Source organism: Pseudomonas sp. BTN1, from assembly GCF_001907715.1.
Lineage (GTDB): Bacteria > Pseudomonadota > Gammaproteobacteria > Pseudomonadales > Pseudomonadaceae > Aquipseudomonas > Aquipseudomonas paracarnis.
Genome location: NZ_MPBM01000038.1, coordinates 283,951 through 308,049 on the forward strand (window position 1 = coordinate 283,951; position 24,099 = coordinate 308,049).

Here is a 24,099-nt window from a genome sequence, read left to right on the forward strand (position 1 = left end):
GAAGAGGTCCAAAGCTTACACCATGAGGCTGCTCAGGTCTCGCAACGGGCAATCGAAAAAGACTGTTGACCATGAAGAACGATCGTTCTACTGTACTCGACATGAACGATATAACCCAGAATGAAACCCGCGACATTATTCTCGACGTCACCGAGAAGTTGATCTATCGCCACGGCATCGCTGCCACCGGTATGGACTTACTGGTAAAAACCGCCGGCGTGTCGAGAAAAAGTATCTATCGCTACTTCGCCAACAAAGATGAGTTGGTGGTGGCCGCCTTGCAACGCCGCGACGAGCGCTGGATGCAATGGCTGCGCAGCGAAGTGGAACGCAGCGACGACAGCGGCGAACGCCTGCTGGGGCTGTTCAGCGCGCTCAAGCGCTGGTTCGGCTCGGCAGACTTTCGCGGTTGCGCCTTTATCAACACCAGTGGTGAAACCGGCGATGCCCAAAACCCGGTGCGCCTGCTGGCCAAGGCCCATAAACGCAAACTGTTCGAGTACGCACTTGAACTGTGCCAAGCACATGGCACCCCCGACCCGGAGCAGCAGGCCGCGCAACTGCTGATCCTGATCGATGGCGCCATTACCGTTGCCCTGGTCATGGGTGATTCAACAGCTGCCGATAATGCGCAATGCATGGCGCGGACCTTACTGCAACTTTGAACCCACAGCCCAGGCAACTTTCGACCCAACCTTTACATTGAGGAGTCGCCCATGTCAGCCCAAGAAGAAGTCCGCCCGCCCCTGCCGCCGTTTACCCGCACCTCTGCCATCGAAAAAGTCCGCCTGGCCGAAGATGGCTGGAACTCCCGCGACCCGCAACGTGTATCCCTGGCCTACACCCTGGACACGAACTGGCGTAACCGCGCCGAATTTGCCCATAACCGCGAAGAAGCCAAGCAGTTCCTGACCCGCAAATGGGCCAAGGAGCTGGATTATCGTCTGATCAAGGAATTGTGGGCCTTTACTGATAACCGCATCGCCGTGCGCTATGCCTATGAATGGCACGATGATTCGGGTAACTGGTTTCGCTCGTACGGCAACGAAAACTGGGAGTTCGACGAGAACGGCTTGATGGCCAACCGCTTTGCCTGCATCAACGATATGCCAATCAAGGAGAGCGAGCGCAAGTTCCATTGGCCGCTGGGGCGGCGCCCGGATGCGCATCCCGGCCTGTCAGAGCTGGGGCTATAACCCCGACTCTGCAGACCGAATGAGATCCAATGTGGGAGCTGGCTTGCCTGCGAAAGCGGTCGTGCAGTAACAGATTCAGCGCCTGACACACCGCCTTCGCAGGCAAGCCAGCTCCCACACTTGGATCGCGGGGCATCAATTGGATCTGCGTCTGCTGCCAGCCCCCTCCCACACGTTTAGTCCTGATTCAGCCCAACGCGATACAACACACCATCATCCTCATCGGTCAGCACATACAGAAAGCCATCCGGCCCCTGTCGCACATCGCGGATCCGCGCTTTCAATTCGCCCAACAAGCGTTCCTCGTGGACCACTTTGTCACCCTCGAACTGCAACCGAATCAGCTCCTGACTCACCAGCGCACCGACAAACAGGTTGTGCTGCCATGCCTTGAACCGGTCGCCGTCATAGAACGCCATGCCACTGACACCCGGCGACTTCTCCCACACATGGTGGGGCGCCACTGTGCCCTCTGCCGTTTTGCCCTTGGCTTCGGGAATCGGCAGCAGGGAATAGTTGATGCCATGGGTTGCCAACGGCCAGCCGTAGTTCTTGCCGCGCTCGATGATATTGACTTCATCACCGCCACGGGGCCCGTGTTCATTTTCCCAGATCGTGCCGCTCCAGGGATTCAAGGCCAGCCCTTGCGGGTTACGCTGCCCATAGGACCAGATCTCGGGACGCACGCCGGGTTGACCGACGAAAGGGTTGTCATCCGGCACGCGCCCATCCGGGTAGATGCGCACCACTTTGCCTTGCAACTTGTCCAAATCCTGGGCCGTGGGGCGGTCGTTGTTCTCCCCAAGAGTCACGAACAGGTAGCCATCACGGTCGAAGGCCAGGCGCGAGCCGAAGTGGTTGCCGGTAGACAGCTTGGGCTCCTGGCGCAGGATCACCTTGAAGTCCTCCAAGCCGCTCAAGTCAGCGGCCAAGCGCCCACGCCCTACGGCTGTGCCGGCCTTGCCACCCTCGCCACCGCCTTCGGCGTACGACAGGTACACCAGGCGGTCCTGCTTGAAGTCTGGCGACAGCACCACATCCAGCAACCCGCCCTGCCCTTTGGCCCATACCTGCGGCACGCCCTTCAAGGGCGCAGACAGCTTGCCGTCCGGGCTGACAAACCGCAGGTGCCCAGGTAACTCGGTCACCAGGAAACCTTGCTGGTCCGGCAAAAACGCCAGCGCCCATGGATGGTCCAGGCCCTTGGCGACCGGCGTGGCGGTGATGCTGCCTTGCTCAGTGGGGAACTGTTGGCTATCGACGGCATACGCCGCGCTCAACGGCAGCAACGCGGTGGCGCACAGGGCGGCTAGCAGGGTTTTACGTACAAACATAAGGCGAAATCCTCAGCGGCGATTGCCGTTGGCATCATAGGTGGGCGCTTTGGGTGCGGTGGCTGGGCGGCTGGGGGCCGCCTCCTGCTTGGGGTAGCGGTTGCCGATGCCACCGTTTTCCAGCGTTGGCCGCGGGTTGGCCGGGACGGGCTGGATACTGCGAACAGCCGGTGCATTGGGCTGGGTGCCCTGCATGCTATTGGGGTTGGCCCGGTGAATAGGGCCGTGGTCGCTACGCCCCGGCAGGTTTTGCGCCTGGGCCAATGGCGCAAGGGCCAGGCCCAGCGCCAGTGCTGCGAGATGACGTACACAACGGTTCATGGCCAAACCTCTCTATGCCAAGTACTACGTGCTTTCGATAACACGCTACGCCGCGGGTTCGCGTTGTGACACTAAATAGTTTCTCATCAGGTGTAACACGATCTGTCCGAGCATCTATCCGCCGAAACTTTTGCCCTGCCCTGTGAGTCACCAGCACACAGGCTCTTCGTTGAGGAATCACACCTATGCCACGGGCAATCTGGAAAGGCGCCATCAGTTTCGGCTTGGTTCACATCCCGGTATCGCTGGTCTCGGCGACCTCTTCACAAGGCGTCGACTTTGACTGGCTGGACAAGCGCAGCATGGACCCGGTGGGCTATAAGCGCATCAACAAAACCACCGGCAAGGAAGTCACCAAGGAAAATATCGTCAAGGGCGTGGCCTTTGAAAAAGGACGCTACGTGGTGCTCAGCGAAGACGAAATTCGCTCGGCCCACCCCAAGTCCACCCAGACCATCGAAATCATCGCCTTCGTCGCCAGCGACCAGATCCCCCTGCAAAACATCGACACGCCCTACTTCCTCGCTCCGGATAAACGCGGCGGCAAGGTCTATGCACTGCTGCGCGAAGCGCTGAAAAAAACCGGCAAGGTGGCCCTGGCCAATGTGGTACTGCACACCAAGCAACACCTGGCCGCGTTGATGCCGCTGGAATCGGCTCTGGTGCTGGTCATGCTGCGCTGGCCCGCTGAAGTGCGCAGCCTGGATGAGTTGGAACTGGGCAGCGATGTGACAAAGCCGACCCTGGCCAAAGGTGAATTGGACATGGCCAAGCGCCTGGTGGAAGACATGAGCGCCGATTGGCAGCCCGATGAATACCGTGACAGCTTCCAGGACAAGATCAGGGCGCTGGTGGCGAAGAAGGCCAAGGCCGGCAAGATCGAAGATGTGGAAACGGTCGAAGGCGGCGAAGAGCGAAAATCCGCGGATGTCATCGACCTGACCGAACTGCTCAAACGCAGTCTGGCGGGTAAACCTGCGGCGAAAAAAAGCACCGCGAAAAAGTCCAATAACAAGGCCTCTTGAGCCTGCCATTGACGGGAGAATGACATGGCAAAGCCCCTGAGTGAGTACAATCGCAAGCGCGATTTCAAGATCACCGCCGAACCCGCCGGCAGCTCACCCGCCAGCAAACGCAACGTCTCGGCCCTCAGCTTCGTGATTCAAAAGCACGATGCGCGCAACCTGCACTACGACTTTCGCCTGGAACTCGATGGCGTGCTGCTGAGCTGGGCGGTGCCCAAGGGCCCAAGCCTGGACCCGAGCCAAAAACGCCTGGCGGTGCATGTTGAAGATCACCCACTGAGCTATGGCAGTTTCGAGGGCAGCATTCCCGCCGGCCAATACGGTGCGGGGGATGTGATCGTATGGGACCGAGGCATTTGGCAGCCCCACGATGACCCGCGCAAAGCCTACGCGGCGGGCAAGCTCAAATTCACCCTGGTCGGTGAAAAACTCTCCGGTGACTGGGCGCTGGTACGCACCCGGCTCAAGGGCAGCGGCGACAAGGAGCAATGGCTGTTGATCAAGGAAAACGATCAGCAGGCGCGCCCGGCCTCTGAGTTCGATATCGTCCAGGCCGAGCCCGCCAGCGTGCTCAGCGATGCGGTGGTGGGTAAGCCAAAGGCCAAGGCCAAACCCAAGGCCGCGCCAAAAGCCAAAACGCCCAAGCGCATCGCTGCCCTGCCGGATGAGTTTGCCCCCCAATTGGCAACCTTGGTGGACCGGGCGCCCGAAGGTGATTGGCGCTACGAGATCAAGTTCGACGGCTACCGCATCATGGCGCGCATTCGCGACGGCGAAGTGCGCCTGTTCACCCGTAACGGCCACGACTGGACCGAACGCCTGCCACGTCAGTGCAAAGCCTTGCAAGCCCTCAAGCTCAAGGACAGTTGGCTGGATGGCGAAGTGGTCAGCCTCAATGGCGACGGGCTGCCGGATTTCCAGGCGCTGCAAAACGCGTTCGATATCGGCCGCAGCCTGGACATTGTCTATTACCTGTTCGACGCACCGTTTTTGAACGGCCGCGACCAGCGTGAAGACCCGGTCGAAGAGCGTCGGGCTGCGCTTAAATCTGCGTTGTCCGCCAGCCGAAGCAAACTGCTGCGCTTCTCCGAAGCCTTTGCCGCCAGCCAGCGCGATATTTTCGAGAGCGCCTGTGACCTGGCGCTCGAAGGCGTGATCGGCAAGCGCGCCGGCAGCCCCTACGTGTCGCGGCGCAGTGCCGACTGGATCAAGCTCAAATGCCGCCTGCGCCAAGAGTTCGTGATTGTCGGCTACACCCGCCCCCAAGGTTCGCGTAGCGGCTTTGGGGCGCTGCTGTTGGCGGTCAACGATGACACCGGCCTGGTATATGCCGGGCGCGTGGGCACGGGCTTTGACCAGGCGGCGCTGAAAAGTATCTATGCCAAGCTCACCCCGCTTGAGCGCAAGGACTCGCCCCTGCAAAAACCATTGACCAGTGCCCAGGCCCGTGGCGTGCATTGGGTTGAGCCGAGCCTGGTCGGCGAGGTGCAATTTGCCGAATGGACCCGCGAAGGCGTGGTGCGCCAAGCCGCGTTTGTGGGCCTGCGCACCGACAAGCCAGCCTCGCAGATCATTCATGAACAGCCGCGCGCGGCCAAGTCGGTCAAGGCACCCGAAACGTCGAAAGCCGGTAAAGCGCAGGCAACGGTGAAGAGCGTGAAAATCACTCACCCCGAGCGCATTATCGACAAGCACAGCGGCACGCAAAAACAGCAACTGGCGCAGTTCTACACCGATATCAGCGAATGGATCCTGCCCTTCCTGCGCGCACGTGCCGTGTCATTGCTGCGGGCGCCGGAAGGGATCGAAGGTGAGCAGTTCTTCCAGAAGCACTCAGAGCGTATGGCCATCCCCCACATCAAGCAATTGGACCAGGCGCTGGACCCAGGCCATGCGCGCCTGATGGAAATAGACAGCGTGGAGGCCCTGGTCGGCGCCGTGCAAATGGGGACGGTCGAGTTTCACACCTGGGGCGCCACTGCAGACAAGATTGAAACGCCTGACCTGTTTGTTCTCGATCTCGACCCGGACCCGGCCCTGCCCTGGAAAGCCATGCTGGAAGCGGCCCAACTGACCCTGTCGGTACTCGATGAGCTGGGCTTGCAAGCTTTCGTCAAAACCAGCGGCGGCAAGGGCCTGCACTTGATCGTGCCGTTGGCCCGGCGCGACGGCTGGGACACCGTGAAGGCGTTCGCCAAAGCCATTGCCCAATTCATGACCCGGCAACTGCCCGAACGCTTTACCGCCACCAGTGGCCCCAAGAACCGCGTCGGCAAGATCTTTATCGATTACCTGCGCAACGCCCGTGGCGCCAGTACCGTAGCGGCGTATTCCGTGCGGGCCCGCCCAGGCCTGCCAGTGTCGGTGCCGGTGAGTCGAGAGGAGTTGAAAGGATTGCGTGGCGCCCAGCAGTGGACAGTGGCGAACCTGCATCAGCGGCTGCAAACGTTGAAGGATGACCCCTGGGCGGGGTATGCCAATCGACAGAAGATCAGCAAAAAGATGTGGGACAAGCTGGGCGCGCAACCCCCTGGGTGATCCGCGCCTTGAGCCAGGTCAGATAAGAATGAAGATCAGCGCCAGACCGGCAAAGATCGCCCACTTTTCCAGGTAGTAGCGCGTGCGATTGCGCTTCTTGAGCTCTTTGCCACGCAGGCGAATCTTGTACAGACGGGTAAAGGCACGGTTGAGGCCGCCGGTCTTGTCACCCTCATCGTTGGGCGAACCCGCGGCCGCCATCACATTGCGGCTGAACCAGCGGTTGAACGCAGCTGCCCAGCGGTACTTCATCGGCCGTTCGATATCACAGAACAGAATGATGCGGTTCTGTTGGGTGGTGTTTTCCGCGTAGTGAATGTAGGTCTCGTCGAACATCACCGGCTCGCCATCGCGCCAGTAATAGCTTTCGCCATCCACATTGATGTAGCAACCTGGATCGTTAGGGGTATCCAGCCCCAGGTGATAGCGGTACGAGCCCGCATACGGGTCACGGTGACGTACCAGCTTGGAGCCCGGTGGCAGCTCGGCGAACATGGCCGCCTTGATCGAGCCGATGCTTTGCACCAGCTCGGTGGTGCGTGGGCACAGCTTCATCGCCGAGGGGTGACTGTCGCCGTACCACTTGAGGTAGAACCGCTTCCAGCCGGTCTTGAAAAACGAGTTGAACCCTACGTCGTTGTATTGCTCCGAGCGTTTGATCTCACCCGCCCGCATCAGATTCTGGCCTTCTTCGCGGATCTCTTCCCAGTGCTCCTGCAACGGGCTCAGGTCTGGAAAGTCGCTGGGCGAGAGGTAGGGACGGCTGGGCTGCTTGGAGAACAGGTACAGGAAACAGTTGATCGGCGCCAGGAACGTCGAGTGATCGCTAAGCTGGCGACCCAGCTTGTGTCGCACCCGACCGCGCAGGTGTACATACGCAATGGAAGCAACGTAGAGAGCAACAATGATGAGTTTCAAGGGATTCGTCACACGTCAGGGAGAGAACAGGCTGCTCCTGCGGGCCCACAACGGCCGAGGATGGATAAGCAGCACCTGAAATCACAATTCACATACAGGCGACACGGCCGGCGGATAACCGCCTGCGTGCGACCATTGGCAGTTATTTAGCCACACTTTGTAACCAAAGGTTAACTAAGAATTGTGAAAAGCTGTCTACTGAGTGTGCTGGGGGTAGGAGCAGGCAGGCCCTTGAGCCTGCCTGTTTGAGGGCGCTGGAAGGGTTACAGCGGCGAGTCGTTACCCTCGCGGCGATCCCCTAATGCCGTATAGGGCACGGCCTGAGTGCGGCTGCGAACGAAGTAGCGGATCAGCGCAATCATCAGGCCCAGCAACAGGCCGCCAACAAGGCTCAACGCGATAACCAGCGGTTTTTTCGGCTTGATCGGCGACAGAGGCTCCTGGGCTCGACGGTCAATCGTCACCAGCTTGAGGTTGCTCATATCGATATTCAAACCACGCAACCTGGCGACTTCAGCGCGAAGCGGCTCGACGTCCTGCAAGAAGATGTCTTCATTGCCACGCTTGCGCAGCACCTCAACCTCGCGGTTGCTTTCCAGCAGTTGCAGCTCTTTGCCGATCTCGGCAATGCGCGGGTTGGTGAAATCGTCGCTGGTACGCTGCTGCAATGCAGCGCGTTCGGCTTCCAACGCCTCGGTCCCCATGAAATACAGCGGGATCTTCTGGTTGTTCACCTCGGTCCGCATGACCTGGCTCGAACCCGTGCGGGTGGAGTCGGCCATTGAGGACGGCGTTGTTGGTGTACGAATGCCCATGGACTTGGCAATGCTGATGGCTTCGGCCAACTCGGCGAGGCGGTTGGTGCGTTCCATCTTCATCTGCAGGCGCAGGGCGCTGAGTTCATCCTGCAGTTGGGCACGCTTGAGCCGGTCCGCTTCCAGCAGCTTGGCGATTTTCGATTCTTTATCGGTATCGTAGTTGGCGCGGGCGGCGTCGATCTTGCCCTTGAGCTCGCTCAAGCGGTTATTGACGATCACCTTGAGGTCGGCCCCCACTTGCTGGCGCTCGGCGGCAATGGCGTAGTCCACAAAACCGTTGAGGATCGCAACACCATCGACGTCGGTCGGGTATTGCAGTTCCAGACGGATATAGCTGCTCAACGAATCGGATTTCTTGGGGTCAGGCAAAATCAGATTGACCGAATTGCGGTTGAACGCCTCAAAGCTCTGCTCAAGGGTTTGCCCCGGTTTCTTGAACGCCTTGAACAACTCCTCATGATCCTTGAAGAACCCCAGGCGTGCATCATAAGAGTCCAACTGCGCGCCCACTTTGAGCAGCGCATCGGCAGGCGGCAACTTATACACTTCCGAACGGTTCAAGGCGTCTAGCTCGTTGATTGCAGCAGGCCGCAACACACTGCTGACTTCATAGGTCTTGGGTGCCAGGAAGGCATAACCTGCGCCTAATACCCCGGCCAGAAGCGTACACCCGATCACCAGCTTTTTTTGTCGCCAGATGGCGTGAAACAATTCAAATAAATCAATTTCATCAGACGCTGCGGAAGGCGGAAGCGGGGAAGTACGATTCAAAATAAGAACACCTTAAAATAATACTAAAAGGCCATCACTCTCGGAAGTCTAAAAGACTTCAAAAATCAGGGACAACGCCCTGGATACGGCAGACCAATGGCGATGTGACCACTCAGTCCCCTGAAATATCCCACAAACTTAGGGATTATTTCGGTTTCATTTCGGTGAGTAAGCCAAATGACACAGCCATGTCAGACTGATCTGGTTGCAAGCGTAGTCAATACAACATGAAAAAGCTGTCAAATAGCTGTCTTATAAAGAAAAAAATTTCGCCTACAGGCGGAACAGTGTCAGCCTCAATACAATTGAACATTTTTTTGAACAGCAATAAGGAGTTTGCATGTCACCCCTTTCCGCTTCGGACTTTCGCGCACTGCAAGGCACTTGGGAACAAACAGCCCTGGAAGACAGTGGCGTGCTTAACCCCGTGGATGCCCACAGCGCGCCGGGAGCAACGACGACAATTGCGGGGGATCGCTTCGAAGTGACCACGGTCAGTGGCGAAGTATTATTGGCGGGACGCTTCGTACTGGACGCCAGTACCACGCCCAAAAGCATTACCTGGACGGACGACATGGGCGATGATGCAGGCAAGCAACTCCCCGCCAGTTACCGGCTCGACGGCGATGATTTCGTATTTATCGCAGCGGATGAAGGCATGCCCAGGCCCACCGTGTTCAGCACCGGCCCTGGGCAAACCATGCGCACCTTTGTGCGGCGGTCTTGATCAAATGTGGGAGCTGGCTTGCCTGCTCCCACATGTTGGAACGCGGGGCGTCAGGGAGATAGGCGGTGACGTGACCATCCGATTTGATCACGGCATTTTCACAAGGTCTTCACTTTTCCACCTATAGGGTGAAGCCTACCTACTCCAGTGAATCCCTTGGCCCGCCCTCTCCTCGCGGGCTTTTTTTTGCGTGCTGAAACCCTCGTTCACCGCGAAACTTATCGCCCAGCCCACAGGTCATTAACCCAACGCGTGTTCAGCCCCTGAACGCCGCTCTTGAAGGTCGCATCGTGGCCCGTCATTCAGACCTGCGTATCGCTTTATCCCTGGACAGCCTGAACTTCTTTCTCGCCGATGTACGCGACGGTCTCGGACCGTACCTGGCGATCTACCTGCTGGCCGTGCATCAATGGGAGCCGGCCAGTATTGGTGTGGTCATGACCCTGGCAGGCATCGCTGCCTTGCTGACCCAAGGCCCCGCGGGTGCGCTGATCGACCGCACTCGCAACAAACGCGCGGTGGTTGCCATTGCTGCGCTATTGGTGACGGGCAGTTGCCTGATGCTGCCCTTCGTCAGTTCGTTTGGCTGGGTAGCGTTGACCCAGGCTGCCAGCGCCGTAGCCGCCTCTGTCTTTGCCCCGGCAATTTCCGCCATTTCGCTGGGGATCACTGGGCCCCGCGCCTTTACCCGGCGTACCGGGCGCAACGAGACCTTCAACCACGCTGGCAATGCTGTGGCCGCGTTGCTGGCCGGCGGGCTGGCCTACTTGTTCGGACCGGTGGTGGTGTTCTACCTGATGGCGTTTATGGCGGTTGCCAGTGTCATTGCGGTCAGTTGCGTGCCGGCCAAGGCAATTGATCATGAGGTCGCCCGTGGTTTCGATCCGGCCCATCACACCGACCACGAACAACCCTCGGGCCTGAAAGCGTTGCTGACCAACCAACCGCTACTCCTGTTCGCCATCTGCTGCGCACTGTTTCACTTGGCCAACGCCGCAATGCTGCCGCTGGTCAGCCAGAAACTGGCGCAGATCAATTTGCAGATGGCCACCCCGCTGACTTCAGCCTGCATCGTCGCCGCCCAATTGGTGATGGTGCCGATGGCCTGGCTGGTCGGGCTCAAGGCCGATGTCTGGGGACGCAAGCCGCTGTTGCTTGTAGGTTTCCTGATACTGCCGTTGCGTGGCGTGCTCTATACCTTATCCAGCGACCCCTACTGGCTGGTGGCGGTGCAGATGCTCGACGGTATCGGTGCCGGCATTTTCGGCGCCCTGTTCCCGGTGATCGTCAAAGACCTGACCCAAGGCACCGGGCGCTTCAACGTCAGCCTGGGCGCCCTCTCCACCGTATTTGGCCTCGGCGCGGCGCTCAGTAGCAGCCTGGCCGGTTTCGTGGTGCAGCAGGCTGGCTACAACGCGGCGTTCCTGACGTTGGCGGCAGTTGCAGCCGCTGCCTTGATGCTGTTGTGGCTGGCGATGCCGGAGACCTTGGCAAAACCATCCTTCGCTCGCCATACAACTGTCGCCTGACATATGCGACAATGCGCGCCAAATTCCAACACACATCCCAAATTTTGTGTTCAGCGACCGGGTTTCGCGCCTTGATGTCGCTGTTGACGCATGCCTGAAGGCACCTGCCGTCACGCTCGCAACCCATTGATAGGTAAAGTAATTGATCTCCACAGCTAACATCACCATGCAGTTCGGCGCCAAGCCGCTCTTCGAGAACGTCTCGGTCAAGTTCGGCGCCGGCAACCGCTATGGTTTGATCGGTGCCAACGGTTGCGGCAAGTCGACCTTCATGAAAATCCTCGGTGGCGACCTCGACCCGTCCGGCGGGCAGGTCATGCTCGAGCCGAATGTGCGCCTGGGTAAACTGCGCCAGGACCAGTTCGCCTACGAAGAATTCACCGTGCTCGACACCGTGATCATGGGCCACGAGGAGCTGTGGAAGGTCAAGGCCGAGCGCGACCGCATCTACTCGCTGCCGGAAATGAGCGAAGAAGATGGCATGGCCGTGGCCGAGCTGGAAACCGAGTTCGCCGAGATGGACGGCTACACCGCCGAATCCCGCGCCGGCGAGCTGCTGCTGGGCCTGGGTATTCCCCTGGAACAGCATTTCGGCCCGATGAGCGAAGTGTCCCCCGGCTGGAAGCTGCGCGTACTGCTGGCCCAGGCGCTGTTCTCCGACCCGGAAGTGCTGTTGCTCGACGAACCGACCAACCACTTGGACATCAACACCATCCGCTGGCTGGAAAACATCCTGACCCAGCGCTCCAGCCTGATGATCATCATCTCTCACGACCGTCACTTCCTGAACAGCGTATGCACCCACATGGCTGACCTGGACTACGGCGAGCTGCGCCTGTTCCCGGGCAACTACGACGAGTACATGACCGTGGCGACCCAGTCCCGCGAGCAATTGCTGTCGGACAACGCCAAGAAGAAAGCGCAGATTTCCGAACTGCAATCCTTCGTCAGCCGCTTCTCGGCCAACGCCTCGAAAGCCAAGCAGGCGACCTCCCGTGCCAAGGCGATCGACAAGATCCAGCTGGCCGAAGTCAAGCCGTCGAGCCGTGTGAGCCCGTTCATCCGTTTCGAGCAGAACAAAAAGCTGCACCGCCAGGCGGTCATGGTCGAAAAAATGGCCAAAGGTTTCGACGGCAAGCCGTTGTTCAAGGACTTCAGCTTCCAGGTTGAAGCCGGCGAGCGCGTGGCGATCATCGGCCCCAACGGTATCGGCAAGACCACCCTGCTGCGCACCCTGGTCAACGAACTGACCCCGGACGCCGGTAGCATCAAGTGGACCGACGCCGCCGAGCTGGGCTACTACGCCCAGGACCACGCCCACGACTTCGAAGACGACGTGAGCCTGTTCGACTGGATGGGCCAATGGACCCAAGGCGAGCAAATGATTCGCGGCACCCTGGGCCGTATGTTGTTCTCCAACGACGAGATCCAGAAGTCGGTCAAAGTGATCTCCGGTGGTGAACAAGGTCGCATGCTGTTCGGCAAGCTGATCCTGCAAAAGCCGAACGTGTTGATCATGGACGAACCGACCAACCACCTGGACATGGAATCCATCGAAGCGCTGAACCTGGCGCTGGAGAACTACCCGGGCACGCTGATCTTCGTCAGCCACGACCGTGAGTTCGTATCGTCCCTGGCCACCCGCATTATCGAGTTGAGCCCTAGCGGCGTGATCGACTTCAGCGGCACCTATGACGACTACCTGCGTAGCCAGGGTGTGGTGTTCTAAGAGCAGCACTGAGCTGCAAGCTACAAGCTGCAAAAAAAGCCCTGTCCCTGTGACAGGGCTTTTTGCATCCGCACTGTGCCGGGCGCTGATTTTATGGGCCATGCATAACCAGTGTGGGAGCTGGCTTGCCTGCGATAGCGGTGGTTCAGTTAAAGATGCAGTGACTGACAGGCAGCCTTCGCGGGCAAGCCCGCTCCCACAGGGAATCGGTGCCAGGCGCTGATTTTATAGGCAATACATAACCCGTGTGGGAGCTGGCTTGCCTGCGATAGCGGTAGTTCAGCTACAGATTCAGTGACTGACACACCACCTTCGCGGGCAAGCCCGCTCCCACAGGGAATCGGTGCCAGGCGCTGATTTTATAGGCAATACATAACCCGTGTGGGAGCTGGCTTGCCTGCGATAGCGGTAGTTCAGCTACAGATTCAGTGACTGACACACCACCTTCGCGGGCAAGCGCGCTCCCCCAGGGGTCTCTGTAGGCGTCCCCTCGCTCCTACAGTCGTGCGGGATATGCCATGATGCTTCACCGCCCGCCAGCGATTGAGTATTCATGCCTGCCGCCCCCTCCTCCCTGTCGATCACCCTGCAGATCGTTTCCATCGTGTTCTACACCTTCATTGCGTTTATCTGCATCGGCCTGCCGATTGCGGTGATTCCAGGCTATGTGCACGAGCAACTGGGCTTCAGCGCCGTGGTGGCCGGGGTGACCATCGGTTCGCAGTACCTCGCCACGCTGCTCAGCCGCCCGATGGCCGGGCGAATGTCGGATAACGTCGGCACCAAGCGTGCAATCGTACTGGGCCTGGCGGGTATTCTGATCAGCGGTGTACTGACCTTTATCGCCACGCTGCTGGACAGCCTGCCGAGCTTGAGCCTGGGTATTCTGATCGCCGGTCGCCTGTTGCTCGGCGTGGCCCAGGGCCTGATTGGCGTGGGGACCATCAGTTGGTGCATGGGCGCAGTGGGCGCCGAACACACCGCACGCTCGATTTCCTGGAATGGCATCGCCTCCTATGGCGCCATTGCCATTGGTGCGCCACTTGGCGTGGTGATGGTGGCTGATTATGGCTACGCCAGCCTCGGCCTTGCCCTGGCGGTGCTGGCGGCGTTGGGCCTGGTGCTGATCCGCAATAAACCCTCGGTGCCGGTGGTACGCGGCGAACGGCTGCCGTTCTGGGCTGTGTTTGGACGTATCGCGCCGTTCGGCGCCAGCCTGTGCCTGGCCTCGATTGGCTACGGCACGCTGACGACCTTTATCACCCTGTATTACCTGAATCGTGGCTGGGCCGGTGCGGCGTATTGCCTGACGGTATTTGGTGTGTGCTTTATTCTCTCGCGCCTAGTGTTTATCTCAGCCATCAGCCGGTTTGGCGGGTTCACCGCCGCCATCGCCTGCATGCTCATCGAAACCCTGGGCCTGACGCTGTTGTGGCTGGCACCGTCTACCGGCGTGGCCTTGATCGGCGCCGGGTTGACCGGTTTTGGTTTGTCGCTGGTTTACCCGGCGCTTGGCGTGGAAGCCATCAAGCAAGTGCCGGACAGCAGCCGCGGCGCGGGGCTGAGTGCGTATGCGGTGTTTTTCGACCTGGCCCTGGCGATCGCCGGGCCGTTGATGGGCGCCGTGGCGTTGAATCTTGGCTACGGCTGGATATTCTTCTGCGCCGCGTTGCTGTCGGTCAGCGCGCTCGGCCTGACCGTACTGCTCAGGCGCCGCGCCTACTGATCAGCCGTCTGCAGGCCGGCACGCGTTGCCTCACCGAGGGTGCGACTGAAAAAGCGCCCGGCCTCGGAGACCATATCGCGGTGAATCCCTTCACGGTCGACACCATCGGCATCGGTGCAGATGCCTGGCATTGTCGCCAGCTGATCACTGTCGCACGGGGCCATGAATACAAAGTGCCCTGCCCCGGCCAACAGCTTGAAGTCCGGCGGCTCTGGCAGTTTGCGCGCCAGGGCGGCGGCGTTTTTGTCCACTGCCACCAACTGGTCGCCATCGCCACTGTAGAGCAGCACCGGCACATGCACATCCGCCAGAGTGTGGCGGCCGAACATCAAGCTCAGCGGCGCCATCAGCATCAACGCATGGATACGCGGGTCAGCCTGGGGTTGCAAGTCGTCGCGATCGACCACCAACTCGCCCTTGGTGGTGCACGCGTCGCGGTCTTCGGGGCGCTCTTGGCAGTAGCGGCGCAGGCGTTCGAAATCCGGCTTGGCGCCCGCCAGGATCAATGCCGTTTCGCCACCGGCTGAATAACCGATGACGCCGATCTGATCGATATCCACAAAGGGCGACAGCATCGGCTCGGCCAAGGCGGCGGTGATCGCCTGAGAGATCTGGATCGGCCGGCCATACAGATTACTCACGGTGCCCAGGCGGCTGTGGTCCTTATAGTTGTCGCCAGGATGCAGAACCGCCACCACCACAAACCCCTTGCGCGCCAAGGCGGTGGCTAGGTCATGCAGGGCCAGCGGCGTGCCGGTATTGCCGTGGGACAACATCAACATCGGAAAACGCCCGATCGCCACCTTGGCATCTTCGCTGGCCGCCACATGGTAGGCGCCCAGCGCGGTAGTGCGCTCGGCATCGGTAGAGGGATAGAAGGCGATGGCTTTCATCGGCTGCGCATCCAGCGGGTCGAGAAAACTCATGCGATGAAACCCCACACTCCAATGGGGGTGCGGTGCCGGTGCGGCGTGCACTGAAACCACGCCGCCCAACAGCGAAAGAACCAAAACAGCACAAAGACGCATCATGGGGATGTCCACCTTTGCTGCATAAGAACCGGCCTGTCGAATAAAAAGTCCAGGGTATCGAATGGATGTCTGCATAACCTGGGCCACAACGAAAAAACTCCGTACTCCGCTCGCGTTCAGGCGATCAGAATACAGAGTTTAGGCGCTCGGTTTCAGAATGAAACCGAGGACAGGGCACATTTACATAAGCCTTACGCAGCGGCGAACAGTTGCTCGTTGATGCGCACGTTGGCGTCGCTTATGGCTTTGCTGCGCACTTCGTCACCGTAGGCCAGGCCTTCAGCGCGCACGATCTCGATGTCGGTGATGCCCAGGAAACCGAACAGCAGCTTCAAGTAGCCTTCGTGGGCAGCGCCCGAGGCCTGGTCGGCATGCAGGCCACCGGCGGTGGAAACAATAATGACTTTCTTGTTGCCGCACAGGCCTTCAGGGCCGGCTTCGGTGTAGCGGAAGGTCTGGCCGGCTACCGCGATGCGGTCGATCCAGGCTTTCAACTGGGTGGGGATGGTGAAATTGTACATCGGCGCACCGACTATCACGGCATCGGCGGTGAGGAACTCAGCCAGCGACGATGCACTCAGTTCAGCCTCGTGCTTTTGCGCCGCATCACGCAGTTCAGCGGCAGTGCCCAAGGCGCCCAGGGTAGCGCCGGAGAAATGTTTGATGCCTTCGCTGGCGAGGTCGCGGTAGGTCACTTCCACACCCGGCTGGGCGGCTTGCCATGCCTTGACCACACCGGCGCTGAGCTGACGGGAGGCCGAGTTGTCGCCGAGGATGCTGGAATCGATGTGCAAGAGTTTCATGATGGATCTCCGAGGTGGGATCGACAGTGGCGATCAGATGGTAGTGATGCTACGCATGAAACCAATGGTCGATAAGCCACCTGAAATGCGATAGTTTGTCCCACTGACAGGACAATAGGCCCACCATGCAAGACCTCAACGACCTCTACTATTTCGCCAAAGTCGTCGAAGCCGGCGGTTTTGCTGCGGCTGGCCGGCTACTCGGCATTCCCAAATCCAGGCTGTCGCGGCGCATTGCCGAGCTGGAAGACCGCCTGGGTGCACGCCTGCTGCAACGCACCACCCGGCAACTGACGCTCACCGCCGTGGGCGAGCGCTACTTGCGCCACTGCCAAGCCATGCTGTTGGAGGCGGAAATGGCCGACGAGGCCGTGGCCAGCATGTCCAGCGAGCCACGGGGGCGCTTGCGGGTCAGTTGCCCGGTGGGGCTGGCCCAGCAGATTCTGCCAGAGCTGGTAGCCGGTTTTCTGGCCGCGCACCCGTTGGTGCAGTTGGACATGACCCTGGTGAATCGCCGCGTCGACCTGGTGGCCGAAGGCATTGATGTAGCGCTGCGCGTACGCGAACTGGGCGACGAAGACCCGTTACTGGTCACCAAACGCCTGCGCCAGGCGCATACCGTGCTGGTGGCCAGCCCCATTTTCATGCGTGAGCGGCGGGTCGAAACCCTGGAAGACCTCAAGCAGTTGCCAATCCTTGGCGCACTCGAGGCGGACCGAATGGTGCACCAACGCATCATCGACCCCCAGGGCAACATGCACGAGCTAGTGATGGAGGCGCGCCTGGGCATCGAAGACTTTATCGTGCGCAAGGCCAGCGCAATGATGGGCGTGGGTTTTACGGTGCTGCCAATGATGTACTGCGAAGAAGAACTGGCCAGCGGCCGCCTGGTGCAACTGCTGCCGCAATGGTCATTACCAGGCGGCTGGCTGCAAGCGGTCTACCCGCACCGGCGCGGCGTGCTGCCGGCCATCCGGGCCTGGATCGACTACCTGGAAGAAGGCTTCAAAGGCTGTGGAGATCGGCTGTTATGAGCATGACGGAAGAACAAGTCGCACGTTTTTGCCTGAGCCTGCCAGGCGCACGGGAAGACTATAAATGGGGCGGCGTGCGGGTGTTCTCGGTTGCTGGCAACAAGATGTTCGCCTTGCAGAACCTGCGCGGTGAGTCGCTGGCCTTCAAGGTCGACAAAGAACTGTTCCTGGGTCACGTCGACCGCCCGGGCATTCACCCGGCGCCTTACCTGGCGAGGGCGCAGTGGGTCATCATGAACACGCCCTACCCTTTGGGCGCAGAGGAACTGCGTGGCTTGTTGCAGCGCTCCCACCAGTTGGTGGTGAGCAAGCTGCCCAAGCGCACACAGATTGGCTTGTGGCTAGAGGATTGACAGCAAGGTGCCGCCAAGAAACAGCTGGTCCAGCCAGAACACCTGGTGCAACAGCACAATCACCCAGAACAGCACCTGGTAAGACACCTTGCGCGTCTTGTGCCGGAACACCTGCTGGGCAATCAACGCCCCCGGCCAACCGCCCGCCAGCTCCACCGCATGCAGGATGTTTTCCGGGGTGCGCCAGCCTTCGGTCTGCGCCTTGCGCTTGTCGCTCCAATAAAGAAAGAACGCCACCACACTGACCACGCCGTAGGCCATCAACGGAATCGCCGTTTCGCCGCGATACCACAGCAAGGCCGAGCCCAGCAGCGGCGCGGCACACAGCAGTACAAAGATCAGCGCCTTCAGGCGTGGGTGCTGGATAGTCATGGCTTGACCGCAGTCCAGTCGATCCAGCCGAACTGCCAGGTCGCCAGGATGACCAGGCCAAAGGCAATCCGGTACCAGGCAAACACCGCGTAGCTGTGGCTGGCGATGAATTTGAGCAAGCCCTTGACCGCAATCATCGCGAAGATGAACGAGGTGACAAAACCAATGGCGAACACTGGAAAATCCGCCGGCTGGAACAGATCGCGGTACTTGTAACCCGAGTACACCGCCGCCCCAACCATGGTCGGCATGGCCAGGAAGAATGAAAATTCGGTGGCCGTCTTGCGCGACAGGCCGAACAACAGGCCGCCGATGATCGTTGCACCGGAGCGCGAAGTGCCCGGGATCATCGCCAGGCACTGGGCCAGGCCGACCTTGAGGGCGTCTTTCCAGGTGATGTCGTCGACGGTTTCAGCCCGCACTGCATGTTGGCGGTGCTCGGCCCACAACATGATCACGCCACCCACTACCAGGGCAGTCGCTACAGTGATCGGGTTAAACAGGTAGTGCTTGATCAGGTCGGCAAAAATCACCCCCAATACCACCGCCGGCAACACGGCGATGATCAGGTTGACGGTAAAGCGCCGGGCCTTGGGCTGGGTCGGCAGGCCGATGACCACGTCAAAGATCTTGCGCCGAAACTCCCAGACTACCGCCAGGATCGCGCCCAGCTGGATGATGATGTTGAAGGCTTCGAAACGCTCGCCGCCAAAATTGATCAGGTCGGCGACGATGATCTGGTGGCCAGTGCTGGAGATCGGCAAGAACTCCGTAAGCCCCTCGACGATGCCGAGAATCAATGCCTGTATGGCGGTCCAAAAATCCATGCTGTCTCCAAAGGTCATGCGCGTGGCATGCCTCTTAGTCTTTTTTAAGTTCACTGACGACGAGCGCACACAAGCGCCCGCAGTTGATTCTCAACGCCGGTCTGCAAAAATTCCGTGAAAAATCAGGCAGTACTCAGGTTTTTCGATTCCGGGCCGAAAGCCTATCAGACACGCCGGAAATCTCGAAGCAGCACCACAATTATAAAGAGCAGGGAGTGACAGGACGATGAACAGTTTGCGCAGCATGTCGATCAGCCGCCGCCTTTGGCTGATCCTGATAGTCGCCGTGTTGATGCTGCTGGCCTTGGGGCTGTTAATGCTCAACCAGATCCACGGCGACCTCTACCAGGCCAAGCGCCAGCAAACCCAGCACGTGGTGCAGACCGCCAGTGGCGTACTCAGCTATTACCAGAGCCTGGAAAAAACCGGCGTACTGACCCGCGACGCCGCGCAACAACAGGCCCTGAGCGCGGTGCGCGGGCTGCGTTATGACCACGATGACTACTTCTGGATCAACGACCTCACCCCCGTGATGATCATGCACGCGGCCAACCCCAAGCTCGACGGCCAGAACCTTTCGGCGATCCGCGACCCGGACGGTTTCGCCGTGTTCAACGAATTCGTGAGCCTGGCCAAGGCCAAGGGCGCCGGCATCGTCAACTACCGCTGGCCGAAGCCCGGCGCCGAAGCGCCGGTAGAGAAAACCTCGTACATCCAACTGTTCGAACCCTGGGGCTGGATTATCGGCTCCGGGGTCTACGTGGACGATGTGCAGGCCGAATTCAGGGGCCAGGTGTGGAAAGCCTCGGCCATTGGCCTGGGCATTGCGCTGATGATGGCCGTGCTGGTGGTGCTGATTGCCCGCAGCATCGTGCAGCCGTTGCAGGCCGCGGTGAATGCCATGGGCAATATTGCCAGTGGCGAAAGTGACCTGACCCACAGCCTCGATACCCACGGCCGTGACGAATTGACGCAACTGGCCCAGCACTTCAATAGCTTCACCGCCAAGCTGCGCCAGGTGGTCGGCCAGTTGCAGGTGTGCGCGAACGCGCTGGGCCAGTCGTCCAGCGAGCTGGGCCACAACGCCAGCCAGGCCCATGACCGCAGCCAGCAGCAGTCGCAGCAGATGGAACTGGTGGCCACCGCCATCAACGAAGTCACCTACGGCGTGCAGGACGTGGCCAAGAATGCCGAGCACGCCGCCAGCGAAATGCGCGATGCACAGGCCCAGGCACAGCAGGGCCAGGTCAATATCGACGGCAGCTTGCAGCAGATCGACCAGCTCTCCACCACTATCAGCCAGGCCGTGGAGGTGATCCGCACGCTCTCCAGCGAGAGCACGCAGATCGGCGGGGTACTGGAGGTGATCCGCTCCATCGCCGACCAGACCAACCTGCTCGCCCTCAACGCCGCCATCGAAGCCGCCCGTGCGGGCGAGCAAGGCCGCGGGTTTGCGGTGGTCGCCGATGAGGTGCGCCTGCTGGCCCAGCGCACGCAGAAATCCACCGCTGAGATCCAGGTGATGATCGAGCGCCTGCAAGGCCACTCCGAAGCGGCGGTCAAGGTCATCAGCGACAGCCACAGCGCCTCGCAACTGACCATTGAACAAGCCGGCCAGGCGGGCGCAAGCCTCACCGCCATCGGCCAGGCGCTGCACAACCTCAACGGCCTGAACGCCTCGATTGCCAGCGCCACCCTGCAACAGGCCCACGTGGTGGAAGACATCAACCAGAACGTCACCCAAGCGGCGGGGCTGTCCCACAGCACCGCGCTGGCAGCGGAGCAATCGAGCGTGGCGAGTGCACAGTTGCGTGGTTTGAGTGAACAGCTTGATGGGCTTTTGCGTCAGTTCAAGGTTTGACATCCCTCAGCGGTGGGAGGGCTGCCCTCTCCCACCGTCTAGCGGCCTCACATCCCCAGCCACTGCGGCAGCGCGAGGGAAATGAACGGTAGGTAGGTGACCATGATCAGGAACACCAACAGAATCATCAGCCACGGCATCGCGGCGCGAATGGTCTGCCCTAGAGTCAGCCCCGTCACCGCCGAGGTCACGAACAGGTTCAGCCCCACCGGCGGGTGCACCAGGCCGATTTCCATGTTCACCACCATCACGATGCCCAGGTGAATCGGGTCAATCCCCAGCTTCATCGCAATCGGGAAAAAGATCGGCGCCAGGATCAGCACAATGGCCGAAGGCTCCATAAAGCTGCCGGCAATCAGCAGCACCACGTTGACCATGATCAAAAAGCCAATCGGCGTCAGCCCTTCGGAGATCACCCAGGCCGTGATTTCCTGCGGGATCTGCTCGGTGGTCAGCACGTGGGCAAACAGCATGGCGTTGGCGATGATGAACATCAGCATGATCGACAAGCGCCCCGACTCCAACAGCACCTTGGGGCAGTCGCGCAGCTTCATGTCCTTGTAGACAAACAGCGCGACGAATGCTGAATACACGGCTGCCACTGCCGCCGCTTCGGTCGGGGTGAACATGCCGCTGTAAATGCCGCCGAGGATGATCACCAGCAGCAACAGCCCCCAGAACGCTCGGCGTGCACAACTCAGCCACTCACGGAATGTCGCCCGGGGTTGCGCCGGCAGCTTCTTGATGCGGGCGACGATGTAGATCGCGACCATCAACATCAGGCCCAGCAGCAAGCCCGGAATCACCCCGGCCATGAACAATTTGCCTACTGAGGTTTCGGTCGCCGCCGAATACACCACCATCACGATCGACGGTGGAATCAGAATGCCCAAGGTCCCGGCGTTGCAGATGATGCCCGCCCCAAACTCCTTGGGGTAACCGGAACGCACCATGCCCGCCACGGCAATCGAGCCCACCGCTGCCACCGTGGCCGGTGATGAGCCGGACAGCGCCGCAAACAGCATGCACGCCAGCACCGCCGCAATCGCCAGGCCACCGCGGATATGCCCGACACAGGCGTTGGCAAAGTCGATCAGCCGCTGGGCCACGCCGCCGGTGGTCATGAAGGCGCCGGATAACAGAAAAAACGGAATCGCCAGAAAGGTATAGGCGTCGCTGGTTTCAAACAGTTTGATCGCCAGGGAACTCACAGAGTCCTGGCTGAACATCAGGATCGACACCGCACCGGACAACCCCAGGGCAATCGCAATTGGCACGCCCAGAAACATGAACACGAACAACAGGAGAAACAGACAGAGCACGGCCATCAGTGACGCTCCTCATGGCTGCCGGCCAACTTGCTGGCCTCGCCGGCCTCGTCGGCCAGGCCCAACCCGACCTGGCGGTGGGTAAAGATGCGGTAGAAAATTTCCAGGTAGCGGATCAAGACCAAGGCAAAGCCAATGGGCACGATCACCACGATGTCGCCGACATCGATGCCGAACTGGTCGAGGTCTTCGGCGCCGATATGCGCGGTCATCACCGCACTCACCCACTTGTAGCTGGCCACCATGAACAGCCCGGCATAGGCCAGGCAGCACAGGCAGGCGAGCATGCCGAGCAGGCGTTGCACCGGGCGCCGGGTCAGCCGCACCAGCGCGTCCACGCCCAGGTGGCCAGCGGTGCGCACGCCGTAGGAAATGCCGAAGAAAATCAACCAGCCGAACATGGCCTTGGTCAGCGCCACACTCCAGGTCATCTCTTGGGCCCAGGCCATGGTGCCGTCGCCCAGGGCATTGAAGAAGGCGCTGCTCCAGGCCCATTTGTCGGCCAGGGCAAAAAACAGGGTGTAGACGTTGTTGAGCATGACGTAGACGAATGTCACCAGGGTCATGGCGGCCAGCAGGAAAGCAATGAAGCCTTCCTCCAGGTGCTCCCAGACGCGCCTTAGCGTTTGCATGGCAAAACCTCACGAGGCAGAGATAGGTAAAAACCAGGTCAACCTGTAGATCGTTCCCACGCTCCGCGTGGTAATGCCGCCCCGGACGTTCCACGTCCTGTATCACGCCGTGCGTAAGGCGACGCGGAGCGTCACGGGATGCATTACCACGCGGAGCGTGGGAACGATCAGTCGCGGGCAAGCCCGCTCCCACAGAGGTTTACTGGTTGGAAGCGTCCGCCGCCTTGATCAGGTCAGCCCCAATCTCGCCCTCGAACTTCTGCCACACCGGGCGCATGGCTTCGCGCCACAGCGCACGTTGCTCGGGGGTCAGTTCGATGATTTCGCTGGTCTTGGCGTCGACGATCTTCTGCTTGGCCGACTGGTTCAGCGCTTCGGCCTGCTTGTTCACCTCCACGGTGACCTCGGCCATGATCTGCTCCAGGGTGCTGCGCACATCCGGCGCCAGGCCATTCCAGAACTTCGCGTTGGTGATCACCATGTAGTCGATCAGGCCATGGTTGGACTCGGTGAAGTACTTCTGCACTTCATTGACCTTCTGGCTTTCATAGTTCGACCAGGTGTTCTCGGTGCCATTCACGGTACCGGTCTGCAGGCCCTGGTAAACCTCGGCAAAGCTCATCTTGCGCGGGTTGGCGCGGATCGCCTTGAACTGTTCTTCGAGCACACTGGAAGCCTGCACGCGGAACTTCAGGCCACGGGCGTCCTTGGGTTCATGCAGGGCCTTGTTGGCGGAGAGTTGCTTGAGGCCGTTGTGCCAATAGGCCAGGCCGAGGATGTTCTTATCCTGCATCGAGGTCAGCAGTTGCTTGCCCTGAGCGGCCTGGAAACGGTCGACGGCGGCCAGGTCGTTGAACAGGAACGGCAGGTCGTAGATCTGCACTTGCTTGGTGTAGTGCTCGAATTTGGCCAGGGACGGCGCCAGCATTTGCACGTCACCCAACAGCAATGCTTCCATTTCCTTGCCATCGCCAAACAGCGACGAGTTCGGGTACACCTCGACCTTGACCTTGCCGGGCAGGCGCTCTTCAGCAAGTTTTTTGAACAGCAGCGCGCCCTGGCCTTTGGGGGTGTTTTCGGCCACCACATGGGCGAACTTGATCACAATCGGGTCTGCCGCCTGGGCCAGGCCAGCGGTAAACAAGGTGGCGGCGCACAGCAGCGCCCGGGAAAGCTTGAGCATGGGAATCACCTTCTTATTGTTGTGTTAAAGGCAAGGTGCCTGA

General features: G+C 60.1%; 22 protein-coding genes. 11 read left to right on the forward strand and 11 right to left on the reverse strand.

Annotation, left to right across the window (positions count from 1 at the left end):
• The first annotated feature begins 101 nt into the window (after positions 1 to 101).
• The gene (locus tag BMH52_RS19860; protein ID WP_014718368.1) at positions 102 to 665 is read left to right on the forward strand and encodes a TetR/AcrR family transcriptional regulator; all 564 of its coding nucleotides are present in this window, start codon (positions 102 to 104) and stop codon (positions 663 to 665) included.
• Positions 666 to 716: 51 nt separating this feature from the next.
• Positions 717 to 1,196 carry a nuclear transport factor 2 family protein gene (locus tag BMH52_RS19865; protein WP_019820128.1) on the forward strand — a complete coding sequence of 160 codons (480 nt, stop codon included), beginning with the start codon at positions 717 to 719 and terminating at the stop codon, positions 1,194 to 1,196.
• Between the two features lie 176 nt (positions 1,197 to 1,372).
• Here the strand turns inward: BMH52_RS19865 and BMH52_RS19870 are convergent, their stop codons facing one another.
• Together BMH52_RS19870 and BMH52_RS19875 are read right to left on the reverse strand one after the other, a co-directional pair.
• Positions 1,373 to 2,530 (reverse strand): PQQ-dependent sugar dehydrogenase, encoded by a 1,158-nt coding sequence (locus BMH52_RS19870; protein WP_014718366.1) that lies wholly within the window; start codon positions 2,528 to 2,530, stop codon positions 1,373 to 1,375.
• 12 nt (positions 2,531 to 2,542) lie between these two features.
• A complete protein-coding gene (locus BMH52_RS19875) occupies positions 2,543 to 2,851 on the reverse strand; it encodes a hypothetical protein (protein ID WP_014718365.1) in 309 nt (102 codons plus the stop codon).
• Positions 2,852 to 3,036: 185 nt separating this feature from the next.
• On the opposite strand from BMH52_RS19875, the gene BMH52_RS19880 reads away from it, so the two are divergent.
• Positions 3,037 to 3,876, forward strand: a complete 840-nt coding sequence (locus BMH52_RS19880) for a Ku protein (protein ID WP_014718364.1) — start codon at positions 3,037 to 3,039, stop codon at positions 3,874 to 3,876.
• Positions 3,877 to 3,900: 24 nt separating this feature from the next.
• Positions 3,901 to 6,414 (forward strand): DNA ligase D, encoded by a 2,514-nt coding sequence (ligD, locus tag BMH52_RS19885; protein ID WP_038450033.1) that lies wholly within the window; start codon positions 3,901 to 3,903, stop codon positions 6,412 to 6,414.
• Positions 6,415 to 6,432: 18 nt separating this feature from the next.
• Here ligD and lpxO read toward each other — a convergent pair whose 3' ends face one another.
• Positions 6,433 to 7,332 carry a lipid A hydroxylase LpxO gene (gene lpxO / locus BMH52_RS19890; protein WP_014718362.1) on the reverse strand — a complete coding sequence of 300 codons (900 nt, stop codon included), beginning with the start codon at positions 7,330 to 7,332 and terminating at the stop codon, positions 6,433 to 6,435.
• 263 nt (positions 7,333 to 7,595) lie between these two features.
• Positions 7,596 to 8,921 carry a Wzz/FepE/Etk N-terminal domain-containing protein gene (locus BMH52_RS19895; RefSeq protein WP_014718361.1) on the reverse strand — a complete coding sequence of 442 codons (1,326 nt, stop codon included), beginning with the start codon at positions 8,919 to 8,921 and terminating at the stop codon, positions 7,596 to 7,598.
• A gap of 340 nt (positions 8,922 to 9,261) precedes the next feature.
• On the opposite strand from BMH52_RS19895, the gene BMH52_RS19900 reads away from it, so the two are divergent.
• From BMH52_RS19900 to BMH52_RS19915, 4 genes are all read left to right on the forward strand, one after another.
• A complete protein-coding gene (locus tag BMH52_RS19900; RefSeq protein ID WP_019820134.1) occupies positions 9,262 to 9,648 on the forward strand; it encodes a TIGR03067 domain-containing protein in 387 nt (128 codons plus the stop codon).
• Between the two features lie 290 nt (positions 9,649 to 9,938).
• Positions 9,939 to 11,177, forward strand: coding sequence for an MFS transporter (locus BMH52_RS19905; protein WP_014718358.1), 1,239 nt, complete (start codon positions 9,939 to 9,941; stop codon positions 11,175 to 11,177).
• 142 nt (positions 11,178 to 11,319) lie between these two features.
• Positions 11,320 to 12,906, forward strand: coding sequence for an ABC-F family ATPase (locus BMH52_RS19910; RefSeq protein ID WP_003191057.1), 1,587 nt, complete (start codon positions 11,320 to 11,322; stop codon positions 12,904 to 12,906).
• 553 nt (positions 12,907 to 13,459) lie between these two features.
• A complete protein-coding gene (locus BMH52_RS19915) occupies positions 13,460 to 14,632 on the forward strand; it encodes an MFS transporter (RefSeq protein WP_019820141.1) in 1,173 nt (390 codons plus the stop codon).
• On the opposite strand, the gene BMH52_RS19920 is transcribed toward BMH52_RS19915, so the two are convergent.
• Together BMH52_RS19920 and BMH52_RS19925 are read right to left on the reverse strand one after the other, a co-directional pair.
• Entirely contained in the window at positions 14,626 to 15,663 is a 1,038-nt protein-coding gene (locus tag BMH52_RS19920; RefSeq protein ID WP_032874017.1) for a dienelactone hydrolase, read from the reverse strand. The two genes, BMH52_RS19915 and BMH52_RS19920, sit on opposite strands and share 7 nt — an antisense overlap.
• Before the next feature lie 191 nt (positions 15,664 to 15,854).
• On the reverse strand, positions 15,855 to 16,466 hold the full coding sequence (locus BMH52_RS19925; RefSeq protein ID WP_073844806.1) for an FMN-dependent NADH-azoreductase: 612 nt from the start codon (positions 16,464 to 16,466) through the stop codon (positions 15,855 to 15,857).
• A gap of 125 nt (positions 16,467 to 16,591) precedes the next feature.
• Here BMH52_RS19925 and BMH52_RS19930 point away from each other — a divergent pair, with 125 nt between their 5' ends.
• Both BMH52_RS19930 and BMH52_RS19935 read left to right on the forward strand, forming a co-directional pair.
• Positions 16,592 to 17,500 carry a LysR substrate-binding domain-containing protein gene (locus BMH52_RS19930; protein WP_073844808.1) on the forward strand — a complete coding sequence of 303 codons (909 nt, stop codon included), beginning with the start codon at positions 16,592 to 16,594 and terminating at the stop codon, positions 17,498 to 17,500.
• Positions 17,497 to 17,853, forward strand: a complete 357-nt coding sequence (locus BMH52_RS19935; protein ID WP_014718354.1) for an MmcQ/YjbR family DNA-binding protein — start codon at positions 17,497 to 17,499, stop codon at positions 17,851 to 17,853. The genes BMH52_RS19930 and BMH52_RS19935 overlap by 4 nt, the downstream gene beginning before the upstream one ends.
• On the opposite strand, the gene BMH52_RS19940 is transcribed toward BMH52_RS19935, so the two are convergent.
• Both BMH52_RS19940 and BMH52_RS19945 read right to left on the reverse strand, forming a co-directional pair.
• Positions 17,842 to 18,225, reverse strand: a complete 384-nt coding sequence (locus tag BMH52_RS19940) for a DUF1294 domain-containing protein (protein ID WP_014718353.1) — start codon at positions 18,223 to 18,225, stop codon at positions 17,842 to 17,844. The genes BMH52_RS19935 and BMH52_RS19940 overlap by 12 nt on opposite strands.
• Positions 18,222 to 19,052, reverse strand: a complete 831-nt coding sequence (locus BMH52_RS19945) for an undecaprenyl-diphosphate phosphatase (protein ID WP_073844810.1) — start codon at positions 19,050 to 19,052, stop codon at positions 18,222 to 18,224. Before BMH52_RS19945 ends, BMH52_RS19940 begins: the two co-directional genes overlap by 4 nt.
• Positions 19,053 to 19,278: 226 nt before the next feature.
• Between BMH52_RS19945 and BMH52_RS19950 the strand changes: the two genes are divergently transcribed.
• The gene (locus tag BMH52_RS19950) at positions 19,279 to 20,913 is read left to right on the forward strand and encodes a methyl-accepting chemotaxis protein (RefSeq protein ID WP_019820153.1); all 1,635 of its coding nucleotides are present in this window, start codon (positions 19,279 to 19,281) and stop codon (positions 20,911 to 20,913) included.
• Positions 20,914 to 20,960: 47 nt separating this feature from the next.
• Here BMH52_RS19950 and dctM read toward each other — a convergent pair whose 3' ends face one another.
• From dctM to dctP, 3 genes are all read right to left on the reverse strand, one after another.
• Positions 20,961 to 22,241: a C4-dicarboxylate TRAP transporter large permease protein DctM gene (dctM, locus tag BMH52_RS19955; protein ID WP_003191042.1), complete on the reverse strand. Its 1,281-nt coding sequence runs from the start codon at positions 22,239 to 22,241 to the stop codon at positions 20,961 to 20,963.
• The gene (locus tag BMH52_RS19960; RefSeq protein WP_019820154.1) at positions 22,241 to 22,873 is read right to left on the reverse strand and encodes a TRAP transporter small permease; all 633 of its coding nucleotides are present in this window, start codon (positions 22,871 to 22,873) and stop codon (positions 22,241 to 22,243) included. The genes dctM and BMH52_RS19960 overlap by 1 nt, the downstream gene beginning before the upstream one ends.
• Positions 22,874 to 23,072: 199 nt before the next feature.
• On the reverse strand, positions 23,073 to 24,056 hold the full coding sequence (dctP, locus tag BMH52_RS19965) for a C4-dicarboxylate TRAP substrate-binding protein DctP (RefSeq protein WP_014718349.1): 984 nt from the start codon (positions 24,054 to 24,056) through the stop codon (positions 23,073 to 23,075).
• Positions 24,057 to 24,099 lie beyond the last annotated feature (43 nt).